This is a genomic window from Paracoccus sanguinis, assembly GCF_900106665.1.
Lineage (GTDB): Bacteria > Pseudomonadota > Alphaproteobacteria > Rhodobacterales > Rhodobacteraceae > Paracoccus > Paracoccus panacisoli.
This window is the reverse complement of the sequence record NZ_FNNA01000001.1, coordinates 384,206-407,212: the sequence shown is the minus strand read 5'-3', so window position 1 is coordinate 407,212 and position 23,007 is coordinate 384,206. Positions and strand designations below refer to the sequence as shown.

Sequence of the window (23,007 nt, the reverse complement as noted above, 5' to 3'; positions counted from 1 at the left end):
GCACGGCCGGACCGGGGGTTTTCCACCCCCGGACCCCCGGAGGATATTTCGGCAAGAAAGAAGAGGGGGGCCGCCTCAGTCGCTCGGCAGGTGGATGCGCGCGACCTGCTCGACGATCGGGTCGATGGCCAGCGGGTGTGTCTCGCCCTCGTGGTCGCCGGGGTGGCCGATGTCCTGCCAGACCCCGCCCTTGTAGATCTCGAGCGCGTCGAACCCGGCCTTGTAGGCCATCTTGCGGCTGCCCGGCACCCAGTAGCCGAGGTAGACGTAGGGAAGCCCGGCCTCGCGCGCCATCGCCACGTGGTCGAGGATCATCCACGCGCCGAGGCTGTCGGACGAGCGCGCCGGGTCGTAGAAGCTGTAGACGAGGCTCAGCCCGTCATCGAGAACGTCGGTCAGGCACACCGCCGCGAGGTCGCCGTCGCGCGGCGCCGCACCCGGCGGGGGCGGGGCGCGATACTCGAAGACGCGGGTGCGGACCGGGGTTTCCTCGATCATCGCCGCGAATTCGAAGATGTCCATGTCGGCCATGCCGCCGTCGGCATGGCGGTGGTCGAGATAGCGGCGGAACAGCTCGAACTGCTCGTCGGTGGCCCAGGCGCTGGTGGCGGCCCGGCGCAGCGTGGCATTGCGCCGCAGCACCCGGCGCTGGCTGCGCGAGGGGGTGAAGTCGCGCACCCGGATGCGCGCCGACATGCAGGCCACGCAGCTTTCGCAGCTCGGCCGGTAGACCACGTTCTGCGAGCGGCGGAAGCCCTGCCGCGACAGCGCGTTGTTCAGCTCGCGCGCCCGGTCTCCGGTCAGGGCGGTGAACAGCTTCCGCTCGGCCCGGCCATGCAGATAGGGGCAGGGCTGCGGGGCGGTGACGTAAAACTGCGGCGCCGAGGGCAGGCTGTGACGCATCAGCGCACCGGCTGACAGGTGGCCGGAACCGGCGACGGACCATGCGGGGCGACGTTCTGGCAGTTCATGCGGCGTCGGGTTCGGGCTGTCGGAGCGGGTAGGGCGCGAGGCAATACTGGGCCCTGCGATCGGCGTCTTGGCGAACCCTAGCAACAGAAATATCGCAGGCCAAGCGGGGAATTGCGAAGGCACCGCGGACGCGCGCCCGGACGCTGCGCTGGAATGCCCCCTCGGGCGCCCGCCTGCGCCCTTGCATCCCGTTGACGGCAGGCCGCGGGCGCTTAGGGTCGCGCGCATGGATTTCGCCGCCCGCATCACCCGCACGCCCCATCCGACCGATCCCGCCCGCGGCGCAAGGGCCGCGGCGCTGCTGCCCGGCCTCGCCCCGCCGCTCGGCGCCCTCGTGACCGGCGCGGCGGGGGCCTCGCCCTATCTCTCGGGGCTGATCGAGCGCGAGGCCGCGTGGCTCGCCACGACGCTCGGCACCGACCCCGCCCCGGCGGCGCTGGTGCAGGCCGAGACGGCGGGGATGGAGGCGCTGGCCGCCGCCGACCTCGGCCCGGCGCTCAGGCAGGCGAAGCGGCGTGTCGCGCTGTTTGCGGCGCTCGCCGATCTCGGCGGGGTCTGGGATCTCGACGCGGTGACCGGGGCGCTGACCGACCTCGCCGACCGCGCCACCGACCTCGCGCTCGCCGCCCATGTCGCCGACGAGGCCCGGCGCGGCAAGCTGCCGAAGCCCCGCGACGGCGCAGCGCCGGTTGCGGGCGGCATCTTCGCGCTGGCGATGGGCAAGATGGGCGCGCGCGAGCTGAACTATTCGTCCGACATCGACCTGATCGTGCTCTACGACGACGCGGCCTATGCGCCCGAGGACCAGCACGAGGTCCGCGCCAGCCTCATCCGCGCCACCCGCAAGGCGGCGGCGACGCTCTCGGACCCGACCGCGCATGGCTATGTCTTTCGCACCGACCTGCGGCTGCGCCCCGATGCCTCGGTGACCCCGGTCTGCATCTCGGCCTCGGCGGCGCTCAGCTATTACGAGGCCGAGGGGCGAAGCTGGGAACGCGCGGCCTACATCAAGGCTCGCCCCTGCGCCGGCGACCTCGGCGCGGGCGAGCGCTTCCTGACCGCGCTCAGGCCCTTCGTCTGGCGCCGCCACCTCGACTTCGCCACCGTCGAGGACACCCACGAGATGCGCCGCCGGATCCGCGACCACAAGGGCCTGCACGGCGAGATCCGGGCCTTGGGCCAGAACATGAAGCTGGGCCGCGGCGGCATCCGCGAGATCGAGTTCTTTGCCCAGACCCGCCAGCTCATCGCCGGCGGCCGCTACCCCGACCTGCGCCCGCGCCGCACCGTGGACGCGCTGGCGGCGCTGGCCGCCAAGGGCTGGATCCCGGCCGAGGTCGCCGCCGAGCTGACCGACCACTACGCCCAGCACCGGCGCATCGAGCATCGCATCCAGATGGTGAACGACGCCCAGACCCACATCCTGCCCGCGACCCGCGAGGGGCTGGCCCCGGTCGTCCACCTCGACGCCGAGACCGACCTCGACGCCTGGTCCGACCGGCTCGAGGCGCGGCTGGCGCGGGTTGAGACCCTCACCGGTGATTTCTTCACCCCCGGCAGCGGCACCGCGTCCGAGCCGCGCCCCGAGCTGACCGGCCCGCAGGCCGAGGTGGTCGAGGGGTGGCGATCCTATCCCGCGCTCCGCTCGGCCCGCGCCCAGCAGATCTTCTCGCGCATCGAGCCGCGCATCCTGACCGCGCTGTTCCGGGCCGGGCACCCGGGCGAGGCGCTCGACCGGTTCGACCGCTTCCTCAAGGGGTTGCCGGCCGGTGTTCAGATCTTCTCGATGTTCGATTCAAACCCCTCGCTGATCGACCTGCTGGGCGACATCTGCGCCACCTCGCCGGCGCTGGCCGCGCATCTCGCCCGCCACCCCGAGGTGCTGGACGCGGTCCTCGCCGGCAGCTTCTTCGCCCCCTGGCCGGGGGCCGAGGCGCTGCGCGAGGCGCTGGCCGTGCTGCTCGACCAGACGCTCGCCGCGCCGCAGGGGGGCTATGAACGGGCGCTCGACGCCGCCCGCCGCTGGGCGCATGAGTGGCAGTTCCGGGTCGGCGTCCACCACCTGCGCGGGCTGATCGAGGCCGAGGAGGCGGGCCAGCACTACGCCGACATTGCCGATGCGGCGGTGGCGTCCCTCGCCCCAATCGTCGCGGCCGAGTTCGCCCGCCGCCACGGCCCGGCGCCGGGGCACGGGGCGGCGGTGCTGGGCATGGGCTCGCTCGGGGCGCGCCAGCTCAACGCGGCCTCGGACCTCGACCTGATCGTGATCTACGACCCCGCCGGGGCCGAGGGCAGCGAGGGGCCGCGCCCGCTCGCCACCCGGCCCTATTACGCCCGCCTGACCCAGGCGCTGCTGACCGCGCTGTCGGCGCCGACCGCGGCGGGGCGGCTGTACGAGGTCGACATGCGGCTGCGCCCCTCGGGGCGGCAGGGGCCGGTCGCGACCTCGATCGAGTCGTTCCGCGCCTACCAGATGGACGAGGCCTGGACGTGGGAGCATCTAGCCCTCACCCGCGCCCGCGTGGTGGGGGTGATCCCCGGCGCGCTGCCGCCCGGCACGGCCCCCGCGCTCGCCGCCCGGCTCGAGGCGCTGCGGGTCGAGGTGCTGGCCGCGCGCGGCACCCGCGATGCGGTGGTGCCGGACCTCGCGGACATGCGCCGGCGCGTCTTTGCCGCCAAGCAGCCCGACGGCCGGTGGGAGGCGAAGGTCGGCCGCGGCCGGCTGCAGGACATCGAGCTCTTCGCCCAGTCGCTCGCGCTCAGGACCGCCGCCCCGGCCCGCGGCGCGGTGGGGCAGCTGCGCGCGGGCCAGCGTGCGGGGCTCGTCTCGGCCGCGGACGCGCGGACGCTCGGCGACGCGCGGCGGTTCCTCTGGGCGCTTCAGTCCGGGGGGCGACTGCTCACCGACCGGCCGCTCGACATGGACCAGATCGGCCGCGGCGGGCAGGAGTTCCTGCTGCGCGAGACCGGCACCGACAGCCTCGAGGCGCTCGCCGCCCGGCTTGACGCCACCATCGAGGCCGCGGGCGCCATCATCGACGCCGCGACGGGCTGAGCGGCGCCGCCCGGCGTCTCGCACTTAACCCGTGGTCCGGGGCAGCGCCCCGCCGGCGTCACCGCGTCTCGCGCGGGCGCAGGGTCAGCCAGATCAGCGCCCCGCCGGCGAGGATCAGGAACGGCAGCATCGCCATGTTGACCGCCGACCAGCCGGCCTGCGCGGTCCCGCCGGCGCAGCCCATCAGCCCGCCCGACGACAGCGAGGCAAGGAACACGCCCCCGAACACCACCGCGTCGTTGACCCCCTGGATGCGGCCCCGCTCGGCCGGCGTATGGGCCGCGGTCAGCATCGCCGTCGCGCCGATGAAGCCGAAGTTCCAGCCGAGCCCCAGCAGCGCCAGCGCGAGGTAGAAGCGGTCGATCTCGACCCCCGTGAGCGCCACCGCACCGGCGGCGGCGAGGATCAGCAGCCCGACCGCGACGATGGTCCGCGCCCCGAAGCGGGTGATCAGGTGCCCGGTGAAGAACGCCGGCGCGAACATGGCGACGATGTGGACCGAGACGACGTTGGCCGCATCCGCCGTCTGATAGCCGCAGCCGACCATCGCCAGCGGCGTCGAGGTCATCACCAGGTTCATCAGCGCATAGGAGACCATCGCGCAGATCATCGCCACGGCGATCTCGGGCGTGCGCAGCATCTCACCGAGGCTCCGCCCGCCCGCGGCCTGCGCCGCGTGGCGGGGCAGTAACGGGATGCGCAGCAGCGCGAAGATCAGCGGCCCGACCATGTTCAGCGCCACGATGGCCGCGAAGGTCATGGCAAAGGGGATGCCGCCCATCTCGGCCGTGGCCTTGGCGAGCTGCGGCCCGATCAGTGCCGAGGCGAGGCCGCCGGCCTGCACCAGCGAGATCATCCGCGGTTGCAGCGCCGCAGGCGCCACGTCGGCGGCGGCGAAGCGATAGAAGCCCTGAGCTGACATGTAGACGCCGATCAGCGTGCAGCCGAGGGTGAAGACGACGAAGCTGCCCGTCTCGAGCCCGGCAAAGGCGATGGCCGCGCCCACGGCGGCGATCGTGCAGGCGACGGTGAAGCCCGCGCGCCGCCCGTGCCGGGCCATGAAGCCCGACAGCGGCCGCGCCGACAGCGCCGAGCCCAGCATCACCATCGAGACCGGCAGGGTGGCGAGGCAGCGGTTCGGCGCGATCATGGCGCCCGCCAGCCCGGCGGTGATGAACACCATCGACATCTGCGCCCCGACCAGCGCCTGCGCGCCCATCAGCACCCAGACGTTGCGCCAGGCGCGGCTGCGGTTGGCGGGCGTGTCCGCGACCTCGGCCGTCACCGCGCGAGCCCCGCCGCGGCCCGCGCCAGCGCCTCGATCCCGGCCCAGTCGCCGGCCCGCATCATCGCCTCGGGCGCGACCCAGCTGCCGCCGACGCAGGCCACGTTCGGCAGCGACAGATAGTCCCGTCCGTTCTCGGCCGAGACCCCGCCGGTCGGGCAGAAGGCGATGCCGGGCAGCGGCCCGCCCAGTGCCTTGAGATAGGCCGGCCCGCCCGCCGGACCGGCGGGAAAGAACTTGAGCATGTGGTAGCCCGCCTCAAGCGCCTGCATCGCTTCCGAGGCGGTGGCCGCGCCCGGCAGCAGCGGCAGGGCGCAGCTTTCGCAGGGCGCGATCAGCGTGTCGGTCAGCCCCGGCGAGACGGCGAAGGTCGCCCCGGCGCTGCGCGCGCGGTGGATGTCATCGGGGCTGAGCACCGTGCCCGCGCCGACCACCGCCCCCTCGACCTGCGCCATGGCCCGGATCGCGTCGAGCGCCGCCGGCGTGCGCAGCGTCACCTCGAGCACCGGCAGCCCGCCCGCGACCAGCGCCCGCGCCAGCGGGGCGGCATGGGCGGCATCGTGGATCACGATGACCGGGACGACGGGGGCGAGCGCGCAGATCTCGCGCATCCGGGCGGACTGGCGGTCCGGGGTCATGGGTCAGCTCTCCGACAGGCGGCCCGCTCAAGGGGCCGCCGCGACCCTGCGCCGCGGGCGCGGCGGGTGCAAGACCCGGGCAGGGAGGGGGGTGCGGGCGCGGGACGGGTGTGGGGGGCGGTGAGGGTTTGGGCGGGGTCGGGGCGGGGGATCCCGCGTCGGGGTGCGCGACACGACGACAGATGGGTGCGCGGCCCGAGGACCGAAGGGGTGCGTGCTCTTGAGATCGCCGGCTGGGCGGTCGGAGGTCCGCCGGACATCGAGCTCGACGGCTACTGGGGTGTGTGCCCCGAGGTGGGGCGACGGCCCGCCGTGCTGCCGAGCCAGAAGCTTGCCGGGGGCACGGCCTAACGCCTCCCGTGGGCGCGCCGAGCGAGTCATTGGGGATCAGGCTCATAGCCCCGAATATGACGTCCCAAGCCCGCCGGGGTGAGGGGCTCGATGCCAGCGTGGGGCATGAGGCGCCAAGCCCAACGGGGTCAGCGGCCCGAGGTCCCGCCGATAGGCGCGTGAGGCCCATGCTCAGCCGCTGACGCTGCCGGTGCCGGTGCCGGTGCCGCCGGTCGGGGTGAGCGCCATGACGGTGGCGCCGAAGCCGCCGCGCTGGGCGATCCCCCCGAGCCCCTCGCTTAACCCCCGACGCTGCGGGTGCTCGTGCCGCCGGTCGGGGTCCGGGCCGTGGCGGCGGCGCCGAAGCCGCCGCGCTGGGCGACCTGGGCGCGGGTCATCGGCGCCTTGCCGATGGTCGAGGGCGCGCGGTTGAACGTCGTCGCCGGCACCTTGCCCGCGCCGCTGTTGCTGGCGAAGGTCTGGTTGCCCGAGGGCGTCGAGAACCCGCCCGGCGTGCGCACCATCGGCTGGCTGAACACCCCGCCGCCGCGGCTGAGCATCGAGCCCATCATGTAGCCCACCAGCAGCGGCATGAAGCTGAACCCGCCGCCCTGCTGCTGCTGGGCCGCCGCCTCGCCCCCCGCGGCCTGGCCGCCGGCCGCAGGGTCAGGGCCGCAGGCGCCGGCGCCGTGCTCCTGCTCGCAGAGCTCGCGCGACTCGTAGCGCGGCGCGGTCTCGATCAGCTCCTTCTGGGCGGCGGCGAACTGGGTGCGGCAGTCGTCGGCGGTGAACCAAAGCCCGTCCCGCTCGGCCGCGGCGATGCAGCTTTCCACGTCGGGGAAGGCCTGCGCGTCCACCTTGTCATCCTCGCAGGCGGCCAGCGCCATCACCGCCGTGCCGGCGAGCACCAGCGCCACGTGGCGCGAGCGCTTGGACCGGCGCGGCGTGGCTTCGGGGGCGGGCGCGGGGGCAGGGGCAGGCACGGGGCGGGCGGACGGCGGAACTTGCATGGGCGTCATCCTTGAATGAAATGCGGCTTGAAGCGCGAGAGGTTGTGGGTGATCCGGTCGCGGTCCTCGCGGATGCCGAGCCCGGCGCAGCTCTCGCCCACGATCCACGCGCCGAGCACCGGGTGGAACCCGTCGAAGACCGGCAGCGGCGCGAGCGCCTGCACGACCTGCGGGTGGTGCGAATAGGCGTCGTCGGGGGCGCGGCCGGTCTCGCGCCCGGCCTCGGTGATGACAACCCCGGACCCCTCGCGCGAGAAGATCGGCTTGGTGACGAAGCCTCGCGCCAGTTGCGGCTCGGCCTCGGCGATGGCGGCGGCGAAGGGGGTGGGCGCGCCGCGCCGTGCGGCCTCGACATCCTCGGCCATGAACGCGGGCAGCAGGTTCGGGTGGCCCGGGAACAGGTGCCACAGCAGCGGCAGCAGCGCCTTGTTCGACAGCACCGCCTTCCACGGCGGCTCGATGAAGCGGGTCTGCGAGGGTTGCAGATGCGCGGCGAAGTCGTCGCGCAGCATGTCCTCCCACGGGTAGAGCTTGAAGAGCGTGCCGATCACCCGGTCGTCCTCGTCGGCCAGCTGCCCCTCGTCGGTGATGCCGATGCCGGTCAGCGCGGTGAAGTGCGCCCCCAGCCCCGCCTCGCGCGCGGCCCAGGCCAGCGCCTCGACGGTGGCATAATCCTCGGGGTTGTCGCGGTCGGCGGCGAAATGCACGTCCTCGCCCGGGGCGCAGATCTCGGCCCAGCGTTCGACCAGCGCCTCGTGGATGCGGTTGAACTGGTCGCTCTGCGGGGGCAGCACGCCGGCGTCGCGGCTCTCCTCAAACCAGAGCCACTGGAACGACGCGCTCTCGTAAAGCGAGGTCGGCGTGTCGGCGTTGTATTCCAGCAGCTTCGCCGGACCCCGGCCGTCATAGGCAAGGTCGAAGCGGCCGTAGAGCTCGGGCTCGCCATTCGCCCAGGATCGCTCGACGAAATCCCAGTGCGGGCGGGGGATGGCGAGCCGGGTGAGCCACTCCTCCGAGGTGACCGCATGGGCCACCGCCTCGCGGCACATGGCGTGGAGCGCGGTGGCGGGGTCCTCGATGTCATCCTCGACCTGGCGCAGGGTCAGGCGATAGGCCGACGTCTCGTCCCAGTAGGGCTCGCCGCCCATGTCCGCGAAGGTGAAGCCCAGCTCGGCCGCGCGGTCGCGCCAGCCGGGCCGTTCGGGAAGTGTCACGCGCTGCATTGGCCATCCTGACTGCTCGTGCCCAAGGATGTGGCAAGCGCGGGCCGCCGATGCAACCGCCGCCGGGCGAAAGCGGGGGCCGCGCGGGCGCCCGTCATGCAGAATTCACTTTACAAATCCTGCGATTCGGCCTGACCAACATCTTGTAGCAGTCCGGCCCCAGACCGCCCGGTATGGTGCCAGCAACCAAGGGCTGGGGATAAACCCCGCCACCTGAGGCAAGGGACAGGCAGATGGCGCAGCTGGAGACGTATATCCACAGCGAGGAGATCCACCCGATCGACATCGCCGAGACGGTCGCCACCCATCATGCGTGGGACTTCGACCGCATGGCCGACGACCAGATCGCCCTGACGGTCGAGGGCCAGTGGCGCAGCTATTCGCTGACGCTCGCCTGGTCCCCGCGCGAGGAGGTGCTGCGCCTCGTCTGCAGCTTCGACATGGACCCGCCCGAGGCGCGGCTCGGCGCGCTCTACGAGGTGCTGAACCTGGCCAACGACGCGGTGTGGGACGGCGGCTTCACCTTCTGGGCGCCGCAGCGGCTGATGGTCTGGCGCTACGGGCTGGTGCTGGCGGGCGAGATGGTCGCCTCGCCCGAGCAGATCGACCACATGATCCGCAGCGCGCTGGATGGCTGCGAGCGGTTCTACCCGGCCTTCCAGCTCGCCTGCTGGGGCGACGCCACCCCGCAGGCGGCGATGGAGGTGGCGCTGGCCGAGGCCTACGGCCGGGCGTAAGCGCGGGGCCGTGGGGGCAAGTGAACGCCGGGCGCTTGGGGTCCAGGCGGTTCCCCCGGCAAGATGAGCCAACCCCGGCCTCTGGACACCCAAGGCGCGATCCGCTTCCCTGCCCGCACAACAGGATGGGGGCGCGGATGGAACTGGCGGAACTCAACGACAGGGGGCTGGTGCTCGTCGGTTGCGGCCGGATGGGCGGGGCGCTGCTCAAGGGCTGGCTCGCGCGCGGGCTGGCGCCCGGGGCGGTGCGGGTGATCGACCCGAACGCGCCCGCGTGGCTGGCCGAGCGCGGGGTGGCGACCGAGGGGCCGCTGCCCGACGACCCCGCGGTGCTGGTGCTGGCCGTCAAGCCGCAGATGATGAGCGGGGTGCTGAGCGAGCGCGCGGCGGCGGGGGAGGGGGACACGCTGGTGCTCTCGGTCGCCGCGGGCGTGACGCTTGCGGCCTATGAGCGGGCCTTCCCCGACGCCGCCATCGTGCGGGCCATGCCGAACACCCCCGCCGCCATCGGCCAGGGGATCAGCGCCATCGTCGGGAACGCCCGCGCCGGGGCGGCCGAGATGGCGCTGGCCGAGACGCTGATGGCGGCCGTGGGCCGGGTCGTGCGGCTGGACGACGAGGCGCAGATGGATGCCGTCACCGCCGTTTCAGGCTCCGGTCCCGCCTATGTCTTCCACCTGATCGAGGCGCTCGCCGCCGCCGGTGCGGCCGAGGGGCTGCCGCCCGCGCTGGCGCTGGAACTCGCCCGCGCGACCGTCGCCGGGGCCGGGGCGCTGGCCGTGGCCGAGGACGAGGACCCGGCGCGGCTGCGCGAGGCGGTGACCTCGCCCGGCGGCACCACCGCCGCGGGCCTCGCGCATCTGATGGACGAAGCCGACGGCCTGCCGCCGCTGATGCGGCGCACCGTCGCCGCCGCCGCCGCCCGCGGCCGCGAGCTCGGCGCATGAGCGGCGCGCCCGGCTCCGGCCCCGCCGCCCCGATCGCGTGGGAAGATTTCGCCCGGGTCGACATCCGCGCCGGGACCATCCTGCGCGCCGAGCCCTTCCCCGAGGCCCGCAAGCCCGCGATCAAGCTGTGGGTCGATTTCGGCCCCGGCGTGGGCGAGCGGCGCAGCTCGGCCCAGATCACACGCCACTACGACCCCGCCGCGCTGGTCGGGCGGCAGGTGCTGGGGGTGGTCAACTTCCCGCCCCGGCAGATCGGCAAGTTCCTGTCCGAGGTGCTGGTCCTCGGCCTGCCCGACGCCGAGGGCGAGGTGGTGCTGATCGGCCCCGGTCAGCCGGTCCCGAACGGCGGGCGGATGTTCTGATGCGCCTGCTCGTCACCCGCCGCATGACCGCCGCGGCCGAGGCCGCCATCGCCGCGGCCTTCGACGCCGCCTTCCGCGACTCGACCGTGCCGCTGACCGAGGCCGAGGCCGCCGCGGCGCTCTCGGCCCATGACGCGATCATGCCGACGCTGGGCGACCGCTTCACCGCCGCGGCCTTGGCCGCCGCCCCGCCGCGGGCCCGGGTGCTGGCGAACTTTGGTGCCGGCTACAACCACATCGACGTGGACGCCGCCCGCGCCGCCGGCGTGATCGTCACCAACACCCCCGGCGTGGTGACCGAGGCGACCGCCGACCTCGCCCTCACGCTGATCCTGATGACCGCGCGCCGCGCGGGCGAGGGCGAGCGGCTGGTCCGCGCCGGACGCTGGACCGGCTGGCACCCGACGCAGATGCTGGGGATGCACGTCACCGGCCGCACCGTCGGCATCGTCGGCATGGGCCGCATCGGCCAGGCCATCGCCCAGCGCTGCCACGCGGGTTTCGGGATGGAGGTGCTGTTTCACAACCGCTCGACCGTCGAGGGCCTGCCGTTCCCCGCGCGGCAGGTGCCGCTGGCCGAGCTGCTGGGCGCCGCCGACATCGTGGTGCTGGCCGTGCCGGGCGGGGCGGCCACCCACCACCTGATCGGCGCGCCCGAGCTGGCCGCGATGCGCCCCGGCGCGATCCTGGTCAACATCGCCCGCGGCGACGTGGTGGACGAGGCGGCGCTGATCGCGGCGCTCGAGGCGGGGCGGATCGGTGGCGCCGGGCTCGACGTCTACGAACGCGAGCCCGAGGTGCCCGAGGCGCTCATCCGGCGCGAGGACGTGGTGCTGCTGCCCCATCTCGGCACCGCCGCCGAGGCCGTCCGCACCGACATGGCGCTGCGGGCGCTGGCCAATCTGACAGCCGTGCGGGACGGCGCCGATCCGCGCGACCGGGTGGCGTGAGGCGGGAACCAACCCCCTCCCGCGACGTTGTTAGCCCAGACGCATCAACATGGAGTGTGCGACATGAACTGGGACATCATCCAGGGCAAGTGGGACCAGCTCAAAGGCTCGGTGAAAGAGCAGTGGGGCGACCTCACCGACGACGAGATCACCCAGATCGAGGGCAACCGCGACAAGATGGCCGGCAAGCTTCAGGAGAAGTATGGCTGGACCAAGACCGAGGTTGACGAGAAGATGAACGACTTCTTCCGTCGCCACGGCTGATCGCCAGGCGATCGACATGAGGGGGCGTCCGGCGGGGCGCCCCTTTTCGTATGCTGACGATGGATGCGCTGACACGGAGTGACCATCGGCTGCCGGCGAGGGGATGATGCAGGAGTTTCGACGCTACGCCATCTACGACCTCGGCCCTGATCCGTTGGCGCGGTTCGGCGCGGCGTGGCTCGGCTGGGACGCCATCGCGGGCGCCCCGCTGCCCCCCGCCGGCGGTGAAGCGGTTACCGCGGTCCCCCGCCGCTACGGGTTCCACGCCACGATCAAGGCGCCGTTCCGGCTCGCCGACGGCTCCACCCCCGCCGCGCTCGCCGAAGCCTTCGCCGCCCTCTGCGCCACCCTCGGTTCGGTCGCGCTGCCGCGCCTGACGCTGGCGGCGCTGGGCGAGGGGGACACACGCTTCGTGGCGCTGATCCCCGACCCGCAGCCCCCCGCGCTGACCGCACTCGCGGCCCGTGTCGTGACCGACCTCGACCGCTTCCGCGCGCCCCTCTCGCCGGCCGAGATCGCCCGCCGCGACCCGGCCAGCTTGGACGCGACCGGGCGCGCCTATCTCGACCGCTGGGGCTATCCGCAGGTGCTCGACCGCTTCCGCCATCACATGACGCTCACCGGTCCGCTTTCGCCCGAGGCCGCCGCCGGGGTCATTGACACCCTCGGCCCCCGCCTCGCCCCGCTGCTGCCCGACCCGCATCCGCTGACCGCGCTGGCGCTGATGGGCGAGGACGCCGAGGGCCGCTTTCACCTGATCTGCCGCGTGCCGCTGGGCGGCTGACCGGCCTCAGGGGCGCAGCATCCGGTGGCTGCGGGCGTCGAGCGTCGCCCACTCGGGCCACCAGCCCATCCACTCGACCGTGCCGAGCAGGATCACCGCCGCCACGATCGCCACCACCACCCGCACCTGCGCGCCCGAAGGCGGGTTGCGGACCCACTGAACCGCCCTGAGCAGCCACATCATGTTGTCGTCCGCCTTTCTGGTCTGCTAGACAGCCCCCGTCGTCGCCCGTGACGGACTGCGAAGGACTGCCCGTGCCGCAACACGCCGAAACCCGAATCCTGCCGTGGTCGGCGCAGCAGATGTATGACCTCGTGGCCGATGTGGAAAGCTATCCGCAGTTCCTGCCGTGGAACAGCGCCGCCCGCATCCGCTTGCGCAGCCCCGGGCCGGACGGGTCCGAGGTCATCGAGGCCGACCTCGTCATCAGCTTCAAGGTCTTCCGCGAACGCTTCGGCAGCCGCGTCACGCTGTTTCCGGCCGAAAAGCGCATCGACACGCGCTATCTCGACGGCCCGTTCAGCCACCTGCATTCGGGCTGGCAGTTCACCGACCGCCCCGAGGGCGGCTGCGAGGTGCGCTTCTTCGTCGATTTCGAGTTCCGCAACGCCATCCTGCGCCGGGTGATCGGCGTCGTCTTCGGCGAGGCGATGTCGCGCATCGTCCGCGCCTTCGAGGACCGGGCGCGTGCGCTTTACGGGGCTGACGGGGCTGGCGGCGCGACCAGCGCGCCGTCCCACAGCGCGTAATCCTCGGCCAGCTCCGCCCGCAGCCGGGCGGCCAGCGCCGGCGGCAGTGCCGTGTCCCCGGGGGGCGAGACATTGCGCCGCGGCAGGGCAAGCCGGGTCTTCAGCGCCCCCTCGAGGAACGCCACCAGCGCGTCGAGCGCTTCGTAGCGGAAGAGCAGGTCCACTCCCGCGCCCTTGCCGGGGTCGAGAAACCCCGACTGCCGTCCCAGCGCCGCGCGGGCCGGGCGCGGGTCGGGGGCGAGGTATTCCTCGACGAACTGGTCGAACCCGATCCCGGCGGTCGAGCGCGGCCGCCCCGCAATCTGCGGCCGGGTCCGGTAGCGATACCAGCTGTCGAGCCACGACTGCGGCTCGCGGATCACCGCGACGGTGCGGAACGGAGGACCCGGGATGGCCCGCAGGATCGGCGCGATCCGGGCGTGATACTGCGCCAGCGTCAGGTGCTTGATCTCGGCCCGCCCGCGCAGCGCGAGCTGGGCATGGGGGGCCAGCGCCTCCTCGAGCGCCGTGGTGCCGGTCTTGGGGACCGACAGCAGGACGAGGCGGGGGGCGACGAAACCGAGCATGGCGCAGGGTATGTGCGCCAGCACGCGCGTTGGCAAGGGCAGGGCGCGGCAGGGCGGTGGACCCCGGGCCGGGCCCGTGGCATCCCTTGGGCCTGACGACCCCAACCCGGACCTGCCCATGACCTCGCCCTCCCCCCGCCGCGCCGCGGTCTTCGCCGCCATCGACGCCGCCAACGCCGCCGATCCGCGGCGTGAGGACGGCGCCCCGGTCGAGCTGCTCTACGGCCAGCGGATGACCGCCGAGCAGGCGCTGCTCTACCCCGAGGCGTCCGACCCGCTCGCCATCGCCTGCCGCGGCCAGCACATCGAGCGCTGGACGCTGCCGCGGCAGGATTACCCCGAGGGGCGCGAGGGCTATCTGACCTGGCGGCGCGAGCAGGGCCGCCGCCACGCCGAGCGGGTCATGGGCCTGATGCGCGACGCGGGCTACCCCGAGCCCGAGGTCGAGGCCGCCGGGCGGATGCTGCGGAAAGAGGGGATCAAGCGCGACGCCGAGGTGCAGGCGCTCGAGGACGTGGCCTGCTTCACCTTCATCCGCCACTACCTCGGCGATTTTGCCACCACGCAGGACCCCGACCAGTTGTTGCGGATCGTCCAGAAGACCGCCCGCAAGATGTCCCCCGCGGCCCGCGAACGTGCGCTGGCCGAGTTCCCGATGCCCGAGGCCTTCGCCGCGGCCTTCCGCGAGGACGCGGCATGACCGCGCTGCCGCCCCGCTGCGCCGGCTGCACCTGCGAGGCGCCCGCGGTGACCGACCCGCAGTTCGCGGTGGTGGCGCACGGCCAGCCCGGCAACCCCGGCGTCCTCCAACCCGAGCTCGAGGCGCTGGCCGCGCGGGTGACGGCGCGGCTCGGCGCCCCGGTCGCGGGCGCGACGCTCGCCTGCCCGCGCAGCCTCGCGGCGCTCAGGGGGGTGCGGGCGATCTATCCGCTGTTCATGGCCGGCGGCTGGTTCGTCAACTCCGAGATGCCGCGCCGCCTGACCGCGGCGGGGGTCGAGGGCTACGCCGTCCTGCCCCCGCTCGGCTTCGACCCGGCGCTGCCGGCGCTGGGCGCCGACCTCGCGCGCGCGGCCGCCGCGGCGGCCGGGCTGGACCCGGCCGAGACCACGCTGGTCGTGGTCGGCCACGGCTCGTCGAAGTCGAGCGCCTCCGCCGACGCCACCCGCGCCTTTGCCGCCGCGCTGCCGCCCGGCTTCGCGCAGGTGCTGACGGTGTTTCTGGAAGAGCCGCCGCATCTCGCCGACGTGGCGCCGGACGGCCCGGCGGTCTGCCTGCCGTTCTTTGCCACCAATGGCAGCCACACCACCGACGACATCCCCGCCGACTGGGGCGACCGCGGGCCCCTGACCGCCGCCATCGGCACCACCGACGCGATCCCCTCGCTGATCGCCGCGGCGCTGGGACGGGCCTAGAACCCGCGCCGCGCCAGAGCCCGCGCCAGCCCGCGGTCGATCACGGTGTAAAGCACCAGCGACAGCGCCACGACCACGATCAGCGCGGCGAACATCAGGTCGGTCTTCATCCGCCCGTTGGCCTGGATCATCAGCGCCCCGAGGCCGCGGGCGCCGCCCACCCACTCGCCGATCACCGCGCCGACCGGCGCATAGATCGCCCCCAGCCGCAGCCCCGAGGCGAGCCGCGGCAGCGCCGCCGGCAGCCGCAGGTGCCGCAGCATGGCGAAGCGACCGGCGCCCATCACGCGAGCCACGTCCATCTGCGCGGCCGGCGGCGCCATCAGCCCGTCATAGAGCGCCTGCGCCACCGGCACGAACACGATCAGCACCACCATGGCGACCTTGGGGGCCAGTCCGAAGCCGAGCCACAGGGTCAGGATCGGGGCCAGCGCGAAGACCGGGATGACCTGGCTCACGATCAGCACCGGCGAGAGCGCCCGCCCCACCGGCCGCCATGCGGCCATCGCCAGCGCCACCGCGACCCCGATCGCGGTCCCGAGCGCGAGCCCCGCCAGCGTCGCGCGGGCGGTATAGCCGGCGGCGGTCCACAACTCGGCGCGCCCGGCCCACAGCGCCTCGGCGACCCGCGCGGGGCCGGGCAGCAGGTAGGGCGGCAGCCCGGTCAGCCAGACCGCCGCCTGCCAGAGCAGCAGCGCCACCCCGATGCCCGCCAGCGCCCTCATGCGATCAGCCGGTCGGTCAGCGCCGCCTGCGCGGCGAGCACGCCGGGCGCGTCATGGGGCCGCGGCACCGGCCCCGCGGGAGCCGGGTGGGCGGTCAGGCCCGCGGGCGTCAGCACGAGGATGCGGTCGCCCAGCCGGGCCGCCTCGGCCGGGTCATGGGTCACGATCAGCACGGTGCGGCCCGCGAGCAGCCGCACCGCCATCGCCCCGATGTCGAGCCGCAGCCGCGCGTCGAGCGCCGAGAACGGCTCGTCCAGCAGCACCAGCGGCCGGTCCTCGGCCAGCGTCCGCGCGAGCGCCACGCGCTGGCGCTGCCCGCCCGAGAGGTTGGCGGGCAGCCGCGCCTCGAACCCTTCCAGCCCCACGGCCGCGATCAGCGCCGCGATCCGGGCCGGGTCCGCCCGCTCGCCCCTGAGCCGCGCCCCGAGGCCCACGTTCTCGCGCAGGGTCAGCCACGGGAACAGCCCCGCATCCTGCCCCATCAGCGCCGCCGGCGCCGTCTCGACCGTGCCCCGGAAATCGACGCCGGTGGGCAGCCCGGCCAGCAGCCGCAAGAGCGTGGACTTGCCCACCCCCGAGGCGCCGAGCAGGCAGGTGACCCGCCCCGGCACGAGGTCGAGCGTCAGCGGCGCGAACAACCCCGGCACCTCGCCCGCGACCCGGATCGGCCGGGCGCGCGCATCTTCGCCGGGGGTGCCGGCCGCCGCCGTCATGCGCGGCCCAGGCCCCAGAACGCGACTTCAAGCCGTGTGGCGGTGGCGAAACGGTCGGCGAGTTCGCCCCAGCGCGGCAGCGCCTCGGGCGCGGCGCCCAGCCGTCGCGCCAGCGCGGCGTCGAGCAGCGCCCCCACCTCGCGGCAGGTCTGCTGATAGTCGGCGCCGGCGTAGGTCTCGATCCAGTCCCGATAGGGCGTGTCGGGCGCGGCCGTCGCGGCGAGCCGCAGCCCGATCTCGCCATAGCCCAGCACGCAGGGCGCAAGCGCTGCCAGCAGGTCGAGGAAGTCGCCCGAATACCCCGCCTCGAGCACATAGCGCGTGTAGGCGAGGTTTTCGGGCGCCTCGACCGTCGCCTCGAGCGCGGCGGCGTCGATCCCTGCTGCGGCGCAGATGCCGACGTGCAGCGCCATCTCGCCATCGACCAGCGCGTGCACGGTGGCCGAGCAGGCGCGCATCTCGTCCAGCGTGCCGGCCTTGACCACCCCCAGCGCCCAGGCGCGGCTGAAGTGGATCAGGAAGCGGTAGTCCTGCGCGAGATAGGTCAGGAACGCCGCCCGGGGCAGGGTGCCGTCGCGCATCCCCTCGACGAAGGGGTGGTGGGTATAGGCGTGCCAGTCCGCGGCGCAGGCCCCGCGCCAGGCCGCGAAGGCGCGGCCATAGGCGGGGGCCTCGGGCAGGGCGCTCATTCCGCGGCCCCCGGGTCGACGGCGAGCCGGTCGACCGGCAGCACATCGGGGACGAGGCCCGCGTCGTGCAGGAACGCCTCGAACCGCGCGTAGCGGCCGTGGTCGAGCGCCGCGGGCGAGATGGCGAAGCGCCCGAAGGTGTCGTCCCAGGCTTTGGTGTTCAGCTCGTCCTTGAGGTCGGGGGCGTGGGCGGCAAACACCTCGCGCGCCTCGTCGGGGTGGTTCAGCATGAACTGCGTCGCCCGCTCGACCGCGCCGAGGAAGCGGTTCACCCGCGCGCGGTCCAGCTTGTCGCGGTTGGCGACGAAGATCAGCTCGTCATAGGCGGGCAGGCCGTTCTCCTCGACGAAGAAGCACTTGCCGGTGCCGCCCGCGATCCGCATCTGCGTCAGCTCGAAGTTGCGATAGGCGCCGATGGTGGCGTCCACCTGCCCCGACATCAGCGCCGGGGTGAGCGACCAGTTGACGTTGACCATCTCGACGTCGTCCATCGTCAGCCCCGCGGTCTTGAGCAGCGCCGCCACCACCGCCTGCTCGACCCCCGAGACCGAATAGCCGATCTTGCGCCCCTTGAGGTCGGCGAGCGTCTTCACCGGGCCGTCCTCGCGCACCATCAGGCAGTTGAGCGGCGTGCCGACCAGCGTGCCGACGCGCACCAGCGGCAGGCCCTCGTGGACCTGCAGATGCAGCTGCGGCTGATAGCTCACCGCCAGATCGGCGCGGCCGGCGGCGACCAGCTTGGGCGGGTCGGCGGGGTCGGCGGGGGCCACGATCTCGACCTCGAGCCCGGCGTCGGCGAAAAAGCCCTTGTCCTGGGCGAGGATGATCGGCGCGTGGTCGGGGTTGATGAACCAGTCCAGCATCAGCGTCATCTTGTCGGCGGCCAGCGCTGGCTGGGCCAGCAGCGCGAAGGCGGCGGCGGCGAGGGTGCGGGTCAGGGTCATCCAGGATCTCCGGTTGCGATGAGGACGATGGGCAGCCCGGGCCGCCGGGCGGCGGCGGCGCGGGCGGCGCGCCAGGCCCTGAGGCCCGAGCGGCAGGCATAGACGGTGCGGCCGGCGTGCGCCTCGGGCGGCAGGGGGGGCGCGTCGGCCGTGCCGCGCAGGGCGTCGGGCGAGACGGGCACGGGCGCCTCGTCCGGTCCGCGCAGGTCGACGACGAAATCCGCCGGCCCGAGGTCGGCCGCGTCGATGAAGCGCAGCGGGTCCGCCGCCTCCGGCGCTCCGTCGAAGCGGAACCCGCCGAAGCGCAGCCCCGGCCCCAGCGTGACGAGCTGCCCCAGCGGCGAGGGCGCGAGCCCGAGGATCACCGCCAGCGCCATCTGCGCCTGCGCCGCGCCGAGCATCGCCACCACCGGCCCCAGCACCCCGGCCGAGGCGCAGGTCGCGGCGCGCTCGGGCAGGTCGGGGAACACGGCGCGCAGCGAGGGCGCCTCGCCGCAGAACCCCCCGACATAGCCGCCCATCCCCAGCGCCGAGGCCGAAATCAGCGGCACCCCCGCCGCCGCGCAGGCGTCCGAGAGGATATAGCTCACCGCGAAGCTGTCGGCGCAGTCGAGCACCACCTGCGCCTCGGCCACCAGCGCCGGCGCATTGGCGGGCGTCAGCCGCTCGGCCCGCGCGTTGACGCCGACCGCATCGTCGAGGGCGGCGACAAAGGCCGCCGCGGACTGCGCCTTGCCCCAGCCGACGCGGCCGGCATGGATCGGCTGGCGGTGCAGGTTCCCTGTCTCGACCACGTCGGGATCGAGGATGGTCATCGACCCGATCCCGGCCCCGGCCAGCGCCATGATCGCGGGCGAGCCGAGCCCACCCGCGCCCACGATCAGCACATGCGCGCGGGCGATGCGCGCCTGGCCGGCGGCGCCGACCTCGGGCAGGACGATCTGGCGGGCGTGGCGGTCGCTCATCGGCCGGTGTCTCCTCCGCTGTCTGTCTGGTCTAGATACCCCTCGGCGCCGGACGCCCGCGCGCCCTCGCCGGTCGCGTCGAGCCATTCGCGCATCCGCGCCTCGGGGTCGGGGTTCAGGGTGATGTCGGTCACCGCCGAGACGACGTCCGCCCCGGCCGCCAGCGCCGCGCGCCCGCGCTCGGGCGTGAGCCCGCCGATCGCCACCAGCGGCACGTCGCCCGTGCGGGCCTTCCACGCGGTCACCCGCGCGAGCCCCTGCGGCGCCCATTTCATCGCCTTGAGGATCGTGGGCCAGACCGGCCCCAGCGCCACGTAGTCCGGCCGGGTGGCGAGCGCCCGGTCCAGCTCGGCTTCGTCATGGGTCGAGACGCCGAGCCGCAGCCCGGCGCGGCGGATCGCGGGCAGGTCGGCGTCGTCCAGATCCTCCTGCCCCAGATGCAGCCAGTCGCAGCCGAGGTCGATGGCGAGGCGCCAGTGATCATTGACGACCAGCAGCGCCCCCTTGGCGCGGGCCATGTCGCGGGCGCGGGCGATCTCGGCGCGCAACGCCGCCTCGTCGGCGTCCTTGATCCGCAGCTGGATCAGCCGCGCGCCGCTGTCCAGCCCGCGCGCCACCCAGTCGGCGCTGTCGAAGATCGGGTAGAACCGGGGCAGGGTCACGATCTGGTCCTTTCGTCGCCGCCGCAGCGGGGGCTTCGCGCCCCCGCACCCCCGCGGGATATTTGCGCAGGAAAGAAAGGGGGAAAGAGGGGGGCGGGGGGCGCGGTCATGCGAGGAACGCCTTGCCGATCACCGGGGTCGAGGGGGTGGCCATGTCGCGCGGCTCGATGGGGTCGGCGCGGTGGGCGGCGCGCCCGGCCTCGGCGGCCTGCGCCATCGCGCGGGCCATCGCCACCGGGTCGCCGGCGCGGGCCACGGCGGTGTTCAGGAGGATCGCGTCGAACCCCAGTTCCATCGCGGCCGCCGCGTGGCTCGGCAGGCCGATGCCCGCGTCCACGACCAGCGGCACCTCGGGGAAGGCCGCGCGCAGCGCCCTGAGCCCGTGCGGGTTCGCCAGCCCGAGGCCCGATCCGATCGGCGCGCCCCAGGGCATCAGCACCTCGCAGCCCGCGGCGAGCAGCCGCTCGCAGACCGACAGGTCCTCGGTGCAGTAGGGAAACACCTTGAACCCCTCGGCGCTGAGCGCGCGGGCCGCCTCGACCAGCCCGAAGACGTCGGGGGAGAGCAGGTCGCTGTGCCCGATCACCTCGAGCTTGATCCAGTCGGTGCCCAGAAGTTCGCGCGCCATCTGCGCGGTGGTAATCGCCTCGCGCGCGGTGTGGCAGCCGGCGGTATTGGGCAGCAGCCGCACCCCCAGCCCCTCGACCAGGCGCAGGAAATCCTGCCCCGCGCCCGCCTCGCGCCGCAGGCTGACCGTGGCGACCCCGGCGCCCGAGGCGCGGAACGCCTCGGCCAGGATCGCGGGCGAGGGGTATTGCGCGGTCCCCAGCATCAGCGGCGAGGCGACCTCGGTGCCATAGAAAACCGCCATCTCAGCCCCCCTGCATCGGCGCGACGATTTCCAGCGCGTCGCCGGGCGACAGCGCCGTATCCGCCCGCGCGCCGGCCGGAACGAAGGCGCCGTTCAGCGCGGTGGCGACGCGCGCCTCGGCCAGCCCCTCGGCGGCGAGCGCCTCGGCCACGGTCGCGGCGTCGATCTCGCGCGGCTCACCGTTGATCGTCAGTTTCATGCCAGAACTCCGGTTGTGCGCCCGTCTCGAAATGGTCGGCCAGCTGCACCGCGACCGCGGGCGCCAGCAGGTAGCCGTGCCGGTAGAGGCCGTTGGCGTAGAGCCTCTCGCCCCCGTCAGGGTGGGTGGCCCGCCCGATCCGGGGCAGGTTGTCGGGGAAGGCCGGGCGCGCATCGGCCCCCAGCTCGAGGATCTCGGCCTCGCCGAAGGCCGGGTGCAGCGCAAAGGCCGCGCTCAGCAGTTCGAGCACCGAGCGCGCGGTGACGACGCCGCGGCGGTCGCTCTCGATCATCGTGGCGCCGATCATGAACACCCCGTCGCCGCGCGGCACGAGGTAGATCGGCACCCGCGGGTGAAGAAGCCGCACGGGCCGCGCAAGGCTGATCTCGGGGCAGCGCAGCACCAGCATCTCGCCCCGCACCCCGCGCAGGTCGGGCAGCATGTCACGCGCGGCGAGCCCGCGGCAGTCGATGATCTGCCCCGGCTCGGCCGGCAGCGTCGGCTGGACGGTGATGCCCCGCGCCGCCAGCCCCGCCACCAGCGCCGCCAGCGCCGCTCGGGGGTCGAGATGCGCCTCGCCCGAGAAGAACAGCGCCCGCTCGAACCGCCCGGCGAGGTCGGGCTCGAGCGCGCCGATCGCGCCGGGGTCGAGCAGGTCGAAGGCCTGGGTCCGGCGGGCGAAGCGGTCCAGCTCGCGCCGGTCGCGCCCCAGCGCCACCACCAGCGTCCCTGCGCGGGTGACGCCGCCGGCGTTCGCCTCCCACCAGTCGAGGGCGGCCTGGCCGTGGCGCAGGACCGGCTCTTCGGCGTTCTCGAATTCGCAGAAGGGGGCGAGCATCCCGCCCGCCCACCACGAGCAGCCGTGCCCGCCGGGGCCGGACGCGGGGTCGACCACCGTCACCGCATGGCCACGCCGGGCCAGCTCGGTCGCGACGCAGAGGCCCATGACCCCGGCGCCGAGGATCGTCGCGCGGCTCATGCGGGCCACCAGGCGTGGAAGTGATGCACAGGCCCGTGCCCCGACCCGACGTGCAGCCGGTCGGCCGCGACGATGGCCTGGTGCAGCCAGCCGTGGGCGCGGGCGACCGCCTCGGGCACGCTCAGGCCCTGGGCGAGCCCCGCCGCGATGGCGGCGCTAAGCGTGCAGCCGGTGCCGTGGGTGTTGCGGGTAGCGATCCGGGGGGCGGCGAAGCGCCGGGGCTCGGGGCCGGTGAGCAGGTCGGTCAGGGTGTCGCCCTCGGCGTGGCCGCCCTTCATCAGCACCCACGTCGGCCCCATCGCGCGCAGCGCCTCGCCCTGGGCGGCGGTTTCGGTCGCGTCCTGCGCCACCATCCGGTCCAGAAGCCGCGCCGCCTCGGGCAGGTTCGGGGTCAGCACCGTGGCCATCGGCAGAAGCCGGTCGATCATCGCCGCGATGGCCGGCGCGTCGATCAGCCGGTCGCCGGACTTGGCGATCATCACCGGGTCGAGGACGATGGGTGCGGCGCAGCCCTTAAGCGCGTCGGCCACCGCCTCGGTCGCCTCGGCCGTGCCAAGCATCCCGATCTTGACCGCGGCCACGTCGAGGTCGTCCAGCACCGCCGCGATCTGCGCCCGGATCATCGCCGGCGACACGCCCTCGATCCGCGTCACCGCGCGGGTGTTCTGGGCGGTGACCGCGGTCAGTGCGCTGGCACCGTACACGCCGAGCGTGGAAAAGGTTTTCAGGTCAGCCTGAATGCCGGCTCCGCCGCCGCTGTCCGACCCCGCGATGGTCAGCGCAATCGCCATGTCGTCCCCCCAAGGTGGGGTCGTCCGGTGCGGGGGAATGGACCGCAGAGAGGTCTGCGGCGTGGCCCGTTCCCTTCGCCGGCATGACCCGGATCAGGTTCGATGGGTGCTGTGCCTGGCACATCTCAGCCCCGCGCGGGGCGCCCCAACGAGCAGTTCCCTGTCAGATAAGCCGCCCGCGGCG

General features: G+C 73.9%; 28 protein-coding genes and 1 riboswitch. Of the genes, 11 read left to right on the top strand and 17 right to left on the bottom strand.

Annotated features, from left to right (window positions below):
- Positions 1 to 75: 75 nt before the first annotated feature.
- Positions 76 to 903 carry an arginyltransferase gene (locus BLW17_RS02000; protein ID WP_036704543.1) on the bottom strand — a complete coding sequence of 276 codons (828 nt, stop codon included), beginning with the start codon at positions 901 to 903 and terminating at the stop codon, positions 76 to 78.
- A gap of 295 nt (positions 904 to 1,198) precedes the next feature.
- On the opposite strand from BLW17_RS02000, the gene BLW17_RS01995 reads away from it, so the two are divergent.
- Entirely contained in the window at positions 1,199 to 4,027 is a 2,829-nt protein-coding gene (locus tag BLW17_RS01995) for a [protein-PII] uridylyltransferase family protein (RefSeq protein WP_036735826.1), read from the top strand.
- Positions 4,028 to 4,085: 58 nt separating this feature from the next.
- Here the strand turns inward: BLW17_RS01995 and BLW17_RS01990 are convergent, their stop codons facing one another.
- Entirely contained in the window at positions 4,086 to 5,312 is a 1,227-nt protein-coding gene (locus BLW17_RS01990; RefSeq protein WP_036735829.1) for an MFS transporter, read from the bottom strand.
- Positions 5,309 to 5,950, bottom strand: coding sequence for a bifunctional 4-hydroxy-2-oxoglutarate aldolase/2-dehydro-3-deoxy-phosphogluconate aldolase (gene eda / locus BLW17_RS01985; protein ID WP_036735831.1), 642 nt, complete (start codon positions 5,948 to 5,950; stop codon positions 5,309 to 5,311). The genes BLW17_RS01990 and eda overlap by 4 nt, the downstream gene beginning before the upstream one ends.
- A 210-nt stretch (positions 5,951 to 6,160) precedes the next feature.
- Here eda and BLW17_RS18005 point away from each other — a divergent pair, with 210 nt between their 5' ends.
- The gene (locus BLW17_RS18005; RefSeq protein ID WP_156116154.1) at positions 6,161 to 6,301 is read left to right on the top strand and encodes a hypothetical protein; all 141 of its coding nucleotides are present in this window, start codon (positions 6,161 to 6,163) and stop codon (positions 6,299 to 6,301) included.
- 278 nt (positions 6,302 to 6,579) lie between these two features.
- Here BLW17_RS18005 and BLW17_RS01980 read toward each other — a convergent pair whose 3' ends face one another.
- Positions 6,580 to 7,290 (bottom strand): DUF1190 domain-containing protein, encoded by a 711-nt coding sequence (locus BLW17_RS01980; protein WP_083388318.1) that lies wholly within the window; start codon positions 7,288 to 7,290, stop codon positions 6,580 to 6,582.
- A 5-nt stretch (positions 7,291 to 7,295) separates the two neighbouring features.
- Positions 7,296 to 8,513, bottom strand: coding sequence for a glutathionylspermidine synthase family protein (locus BLW17_RS01975; protein ID WP_036735437.1), 1,218 nt, complete (start codon positions 8,511 to 8,513; stop codon positions 7,296 to 7,298).
- A 233-nt stretch (positions 8,514 to 8,746) separates the two neighbouring features.
- Between BLW17_RS01975 and BLW17_RS01970 the strand changes: the two genes are divergently transcribed.
- From BLW17_RS01970 to BLW17_RS01945, 6 genes are all read left to right on the top strand, one after another.
- The gene (locus BLW17_RS01970) at positions 8,747 to 9,250 is read left to right on the top strand and encodes a type III secretion system chaperone family protein (protein WP_036735434.1); all 504 of its coding nucleotides are present in this window, start codon (positions 8,747 to 8,749) and stop codon (positions 9,248 to 9,250) included.
- A 137-nt stretch (positions 9,251 to 9,387) separates the two neighbouring features.
- Complete coding sequence (gene proC, locus BLW17_RS01965) at positions 9,388 to 10,197, top strand: pyrroline-5-carboxylate reductase (protein WP_036735431.1); 810 nt, start codon at positions 9,388 to 9,390, stop codon at positions 10,195 to 10,197.
- Positions 10,194 to 10,559 carry a tRNA-binding protein gene (locus tag BLW17_RS01960; protein WP_036702327.1) on the top strand — a complete coding sequence of 122 codons (366 nt, stop codon included), beginning with the start codon at positions 10,194 to 10,196 and terminating at the stop codon, positions 10,557 to 10,559. Before proC ends, BLW17_RS01960 begins: the two co-directional genes overlap by 4 nt.
- Positions 10,559 to 11,509 (top strand): 2-hydroxyacid dehydrogenase, encoded by a 951-nt coding sequence (locus tag BLW17_RS01955; protein WP_074826003.1) that lies wholly within the window; start codon positions 10,559 to 10,561, stop codon positions 11,507 to 11,509. The genes BLW17_RS01960 and BLW17_RS01955 overlap by 1 nt, the downstream gene beginning before the upstream one ends.
- Positions 11,510 to 11,572: 63 nt before the next feature.
- Positions 11,573 to 11,773: a CsbD family protein gene (locus BLW17_RS01950; protein ID WP_036702322.1), complete on the top strand. Its 201-nt coding sequence runs from the start codon at positions 11,573 to 11,575 to the stop codon at positions 11,771 to 11,773.
- A 106-nt stretch (positions 11,774 to 11,879) separates the two neighbouring features.
- The gene (locus BLW17_RS01945) at positions 11,880 to 12,557 is read left to right on the top strand and encodes a DUF1045 domain-containing protein (protein ID WP_036735447.1); all 678 of its coding nucleotides are present in this window, start codon (positions 11,880 to 11,882) and stop codon (positions 12,555 to 12,557) included.
- Between the two features lie 6 nt (positions 12,558 to 12,563).
- Here BLW17_RS01945 and BLW17_RS18000 read toward each other — a convergent pair whose 3' ends face one another.
- Complete coding sequence (locus tag BLW17_RS18000) at positions 12,564 to 12,740, bottom strand: hypothetical protein (protein ID WP_036735425.1); 177 nt, start codon at positions 12,738 to 12,740, stop codon at positions 12,564 to 12,566.
- A 71-nt stretch (positions 12,741 to 12,811) separates the two neighbouring features.
- Between BLW17_RS18000 and BLW17_RS01940 the strand changes: the two genes are divergently transcribed.
- Positions 12,812 to 13,306 carry a type II toxin-antitoxin system RatA family toxin gene (locus BLW17_RS01940; RefSeq protein WP_052176546.1) on the top strand — a complete coding sequence of 165 codons (495 nt, stop codon included), beginning with the start codon at positions 12,812 to 12,814 and terminating at the stop codon, positions 13,304 to 13,306.
- Here BLW17_RS01940 and BLW17_RS01935 read toward each other — a convergent pair.
- The gene (locus BLW17_RS01935; RefSeq protein ID WP_036735422.1) at positions 13,252 to 13,872 is read right to left on the bottom strand and encodes a hypothetical protein; all 621 of its coding nucleotides are present in this window, start codon (positions 13,870 to 13,872) and stop codon (positions 13,252 to 13,254) included. The genes BLW17_RS01940 and BLW17_RS01935 overlap by 55 nt on opposite strands.
- A 118-nt stretch (positions 13,873 to 13,990) precedes the next feature.
- On the opposite strand from BLW17_RS01935, the gene BLW17_RS01930 reads away from it, so the two are divergent.
- Positions 13,991 to 14,572 carry a DUF4202 domain-containing protein gene (locus tag BLW17_RS01930; protein WP_036735420.1) on the top strand — a complete coding sequence of 194 codons (582 nt, stop codon included), beginning with the start codon at positions 13,991 to 13,993 and terminating at the stop codon, positions 14,570 to 14,572.
- The gene (locus BLW17_RS01925) at positions 14,569 to 15,285 is read left to right on the top strand and encodes a hypothetical protein (RefSeq protein WP_081969212.1); all 717 of its coding nucleotides are present in this window, start codon (positions 14,569 to 14,571) and stop codon (positions 15,283 to 15,285) included. The genes BLW17_RS01930 and BLW17_RS01925 overlap by 4 nt, the downstream gene beginning before the upstream one ends.
- Here BLW17_RS01925 and BLW17_RS01920 read toward each other — a convergent pair.
- The 10 genes from BLW17_RS01920 to thiD all read right to left on the bottom strand — a co-directional run bounded on the left by BLW17_RS01920 (position 15,282) and on the right by thiD (position 22,823).
- A complete protein-coding gene (locus BLW17_RS01920; protein WP_036735417.1) occupies positions 15,282 to 16,010 on the bottom strand; it encodes an ABC transporter permease in 729 nt (242 codons plus the stop codon). The genes BLW17_RS01925 and BLW17_RS01920 overlap by 4 nt on opposite strands.
- Positions 16,007 to 16,723 carry an ABC transporter ATP-binding protein gene (locus BLW17_RS01915; RefSeq protein WP_052176545.1) on the bottom strand — a complete coding sequence of 239 codons (717 nt, stop codon included), beginning with the start codon at positions 16,721 to 16,723 and terminating at the stop codon, positions 16,007 to 16,009. Before BLW17_RS01915 ends, BLW17_RS01920 begins: the two co-directional genes overlap by 4 nt.
- Positions 16,720 to 17,412, bottom strand: coding sequence for a thiaminase II (gene tenA, locus BLW17_RS01910; protein WP_036735415.1), 693 nt, complete (start codon positions 17,410 to 17,412; stop codon positions 16,720 to 16,722). Before tenA ends, BLW17_RS01915 begins: the two co-directional genes overlap by 4 nt.
- A complete protein-coding gene (locus tag BLW17_RS01905) occupies positions 17,409 to 18,356 on the bottom strand; it encodes an ABC transporter substrate-binding protein (protein ID WP_036735411.1) in 948 nt (315 codons plus the stop codon). The genes tenA and BLW17_RS01905 overlap by 4 nt, the downstream gene beginning before the upstream one ends.
- Entirely contained in the window at positions 18,353 to 19,321 is a 969-nt protein-coding gene (locus BLW17_RS01900) for a HesA/MoeB/ThiF family protein (RefSeq protein ID WP_036735408.1), read from the bottom strand. Before BLW17_RS01900 ends, BLW17_RS01905 begins: the two co-directional genes overlap by 4 nt.
- Positions 19,318 to 19,983 (bottom strand): thiamine phosphate synthase, encoded by a 666-nt coding sequence (locus tag BLW17_RS01895; protein WP_081969211.1) that lies wholly within the window; start codon positions 19,981 to 19,983, stop codon positions 19,318 to 19,320. The genes BLW17_RS01900 and BLW17_RS01895 overlap by 4 nt, the downstream gene beginning before the upstream one ends.
- 106 nt (positions 19,984 to 20,089) lie before the next feature.
- Positions 20,090 to 20,854, bottom strand: coding sequence for a thiazole synthase (locus tag BLW17_RS01890; RefSeq protein WP_036702303.1), 765 nt, complete (start codon positions 20,852 to 20,854; stop codon positions 20,090 to 20,092).
- Between the two features lies 1 nt (position 20,855).
- Positions 20,856 to 21,053 carry a sulfur carrier protein ThiS gene (gene thiS, locus BLW17_RS01885; RefSeq protein ID WP_036734770.1) on the bottom strand — a complete coding sequence of 66 codons (198 nt, stop codon included), beginning with the start codon at positions 21,051 to 21,053 and terminating at the stop codon, positions 20,856 to 20,858.
- On the bottom strand, positions 21,031 to 22,032 hold the full coding sequence (thiO, locus tag BLW17_RS01880; protein WP_036734772.1) for a glycine oxidase ThiO: 1,002 nt from the start codon (positions 22,030 to 22,032) through the stop codon (positions 21,031 to 21,033). The genes thiS and thiO overlap by 23 nt, the downstream gene beginning before the upstream one ends.
- Positions 22,029 to 22,823 (bottom strand): bifunctional hydroxymethylpyrimidine kinase/phosphomethylpyrimidine kinase, encoded by a 795-nt coding sequence (gene thiD / locus BLW17_RS01875; RefSeq protein WP_036734774.1) that lies wholly within the window; start codon positions 22,821 to 22,823, stop codon positions 22,029 to 22,031. The genes thiO and thiD overlap by 4 nt, the downstream gene beginning before the upstream one ends.
- Before the next feature lie 53 nt (positions 22,824 to 22,876).
- Positions 22,877 to 22,981: riboswitch (TPP riboswitch) on the bottom strand.
- Positions 22,982 to 23,007 lie beyond the last annotated feature (26 nt).

Bases quoted from the DNA above. Each gene is read 5' to 3' on its own strand.
- BLW17_RS01945 (WP_036735447.1), top strand. From the start codon at position 11,880: ATGCAGGAGTTTCGACGCTACGCCATCTACGACCTCGGCCCTGATCCG.
- BLW17_RS01960 (WP_036702327.1), top strand. From the start codon at position 10,194: ATGAGCGGCGCGCCCGGCTCCGGCCCCGCCGCCCCGATCGCGTGGGAA.
- tenA (WP_036735415.1), bottom strand. From the start codon at position 17,412: ATGAGCGCCCTGCCCGAGGCCCCCGCCTATGGCCGCGCCTTCGCGGCC.
- BLW17_RS01955 (WP_074826003.1), top strand. From the start codon at position 10,559: ATGCGCCTGCTCGTCACCCGCCGCATGACCGCCGCGGCCGAGGCCGCC.
- BLW17_RS01905 (WP_036735411.1), bottom strand. From the start codon at position 18,356: ATGACCCTGACCCGCACCCTCGCCGCCGCCGCCTTCGCGCTGCTGGCC.
- BLW17_RS01925 (WP_081969212.1), top strand. From the start codon at position 14,569: ATGACCGCGCTGCCGCCCCGCTGCGCCGGCTGCACCTGCGAGGCGCCC.
- proC (WP_036735431.1), top strand. From the start codon at position 9,388: ATGGAACTGGCGGAACTCAACGACAGGGGGCTGGTGCTCGTCGGTTGC.
- BLW17_RS18000 (WP_036735425.1), bottom strand. From the start codon at position 12,740: ATGATGTGGCTGCTCAGGGCGGTTCAGTGGGTCCGCAACCCGCCTTCG.
- BLW17_RS01915 (WP_052176545.1), bottom strand. From the start codon at position 16,723: ATGACGGCGGCGGCCGGCACCCCCGGCGAAGATGCGCGCGCCCGGCCG.
- BLW17_RS01950 (WP_036702322.1), top strand. From the start codon at position 11,573: ATGAACTGGGACATCATCCAGGGCAAGTGGGACCAGCTCAAAGGCTCG.
- BLW17_RS01890 (WP_036702303.1), bottom strand. From the start codon at position 20,854: ATGGCGGTTTTCTATGGCACCGAGGTCGCCTCGCCGCTGATGCTGGGG.
- thiO (WP_036734772.1), bottom strand. From the start codon at position 22,032: ATGAGCCGCGCGACGATCCTCGGCGCCGGGGTCATGGGCCTCTGCGTC.
- BLW17_RS01970 (WP_036735434.1), top strand. From the start codon at position 8,747: ATGGCGCAGCTGGAGACGTATATCCACAGCGAGGAGATCCACCCGATC.
- thiS (WP_036734770.1), bottom strand. From the start codon at position 21,053: ATGAAACTGACGATCAACGGTGAGCCGCGCGAGATCGACGCCGCGACC.
- BLW17_RS02000 (WP_036704543.1), bottom strand. From the start codon at position 903: ATGCGTCACAGCCTGCCCTCGGCGCCGCAGTTTTACGTCACCGCCCCG.
- BLW17_RS01995 (WP_036735826.1), top strand. From the start codon at position 1,199: ATGGATTTCGCCGCCCGCATCACCCGCACGCCCCATCCGACCGATCCC.
- BLW17_RS01900 (WP_036735408.1), bottom strand. From the start codon at position 19,321: ATGAGCGACCGCCACGCCCGCCAGATCGTCCTGCCCGAGGTCGGCGCC.
- BLW17_RS01920 (WP_036735417.1), bottom strand. From the start codon at position 16,010: ATGAGGGCGCTGGCGGGCATCGGGGTGGCGCTGCTGCTCTGGCAGGCG.
- thiD (WP_036734774.1), bottom strand. From the start codon at position 22,823: ATGGCGATTGCGCTGACCATCGCGGGGTCGGACAGCGGCGGCGGAGCC.
- BLW17_RS01980 (WP_083388318.1), bottom strand. From the start codon at position 7,290: ATGCAAGTTCCGCCGTCCGCCCGCCCCGTGCCTGCCCCTGCCCCCGCG.
- BLW17_RS01930 (WP_036735420.1), top strand. From the start codon at position 13,991: ATGACCTCGCCCTCCCCCCGCCGCGCCGCGGTCTTCGCCGCCATCGAC.
- BLW17_RS01935 (WP_036735422.1), bottom strand. From the start codon at position 13,872: ATGCTCGGTTTCGTCGCCCCCCGCCTCGTCCTGCTGTCGGTCCCCAAG.
- eda (WP_036735831.1), bottom strand. From the start codon at position 5,950: ATGACCCCGGACCGCCAGTCCGCCCGGATGCGCGAGATCTGCGCGCTC.
- BLW17_RS01975 (WP_036735437.1), bottom strand. From the start codon at position 8,513: ATGCAGCGCGTGACACTTCCCGAACGGCCCGGCTGGCGCGACCGCGCG.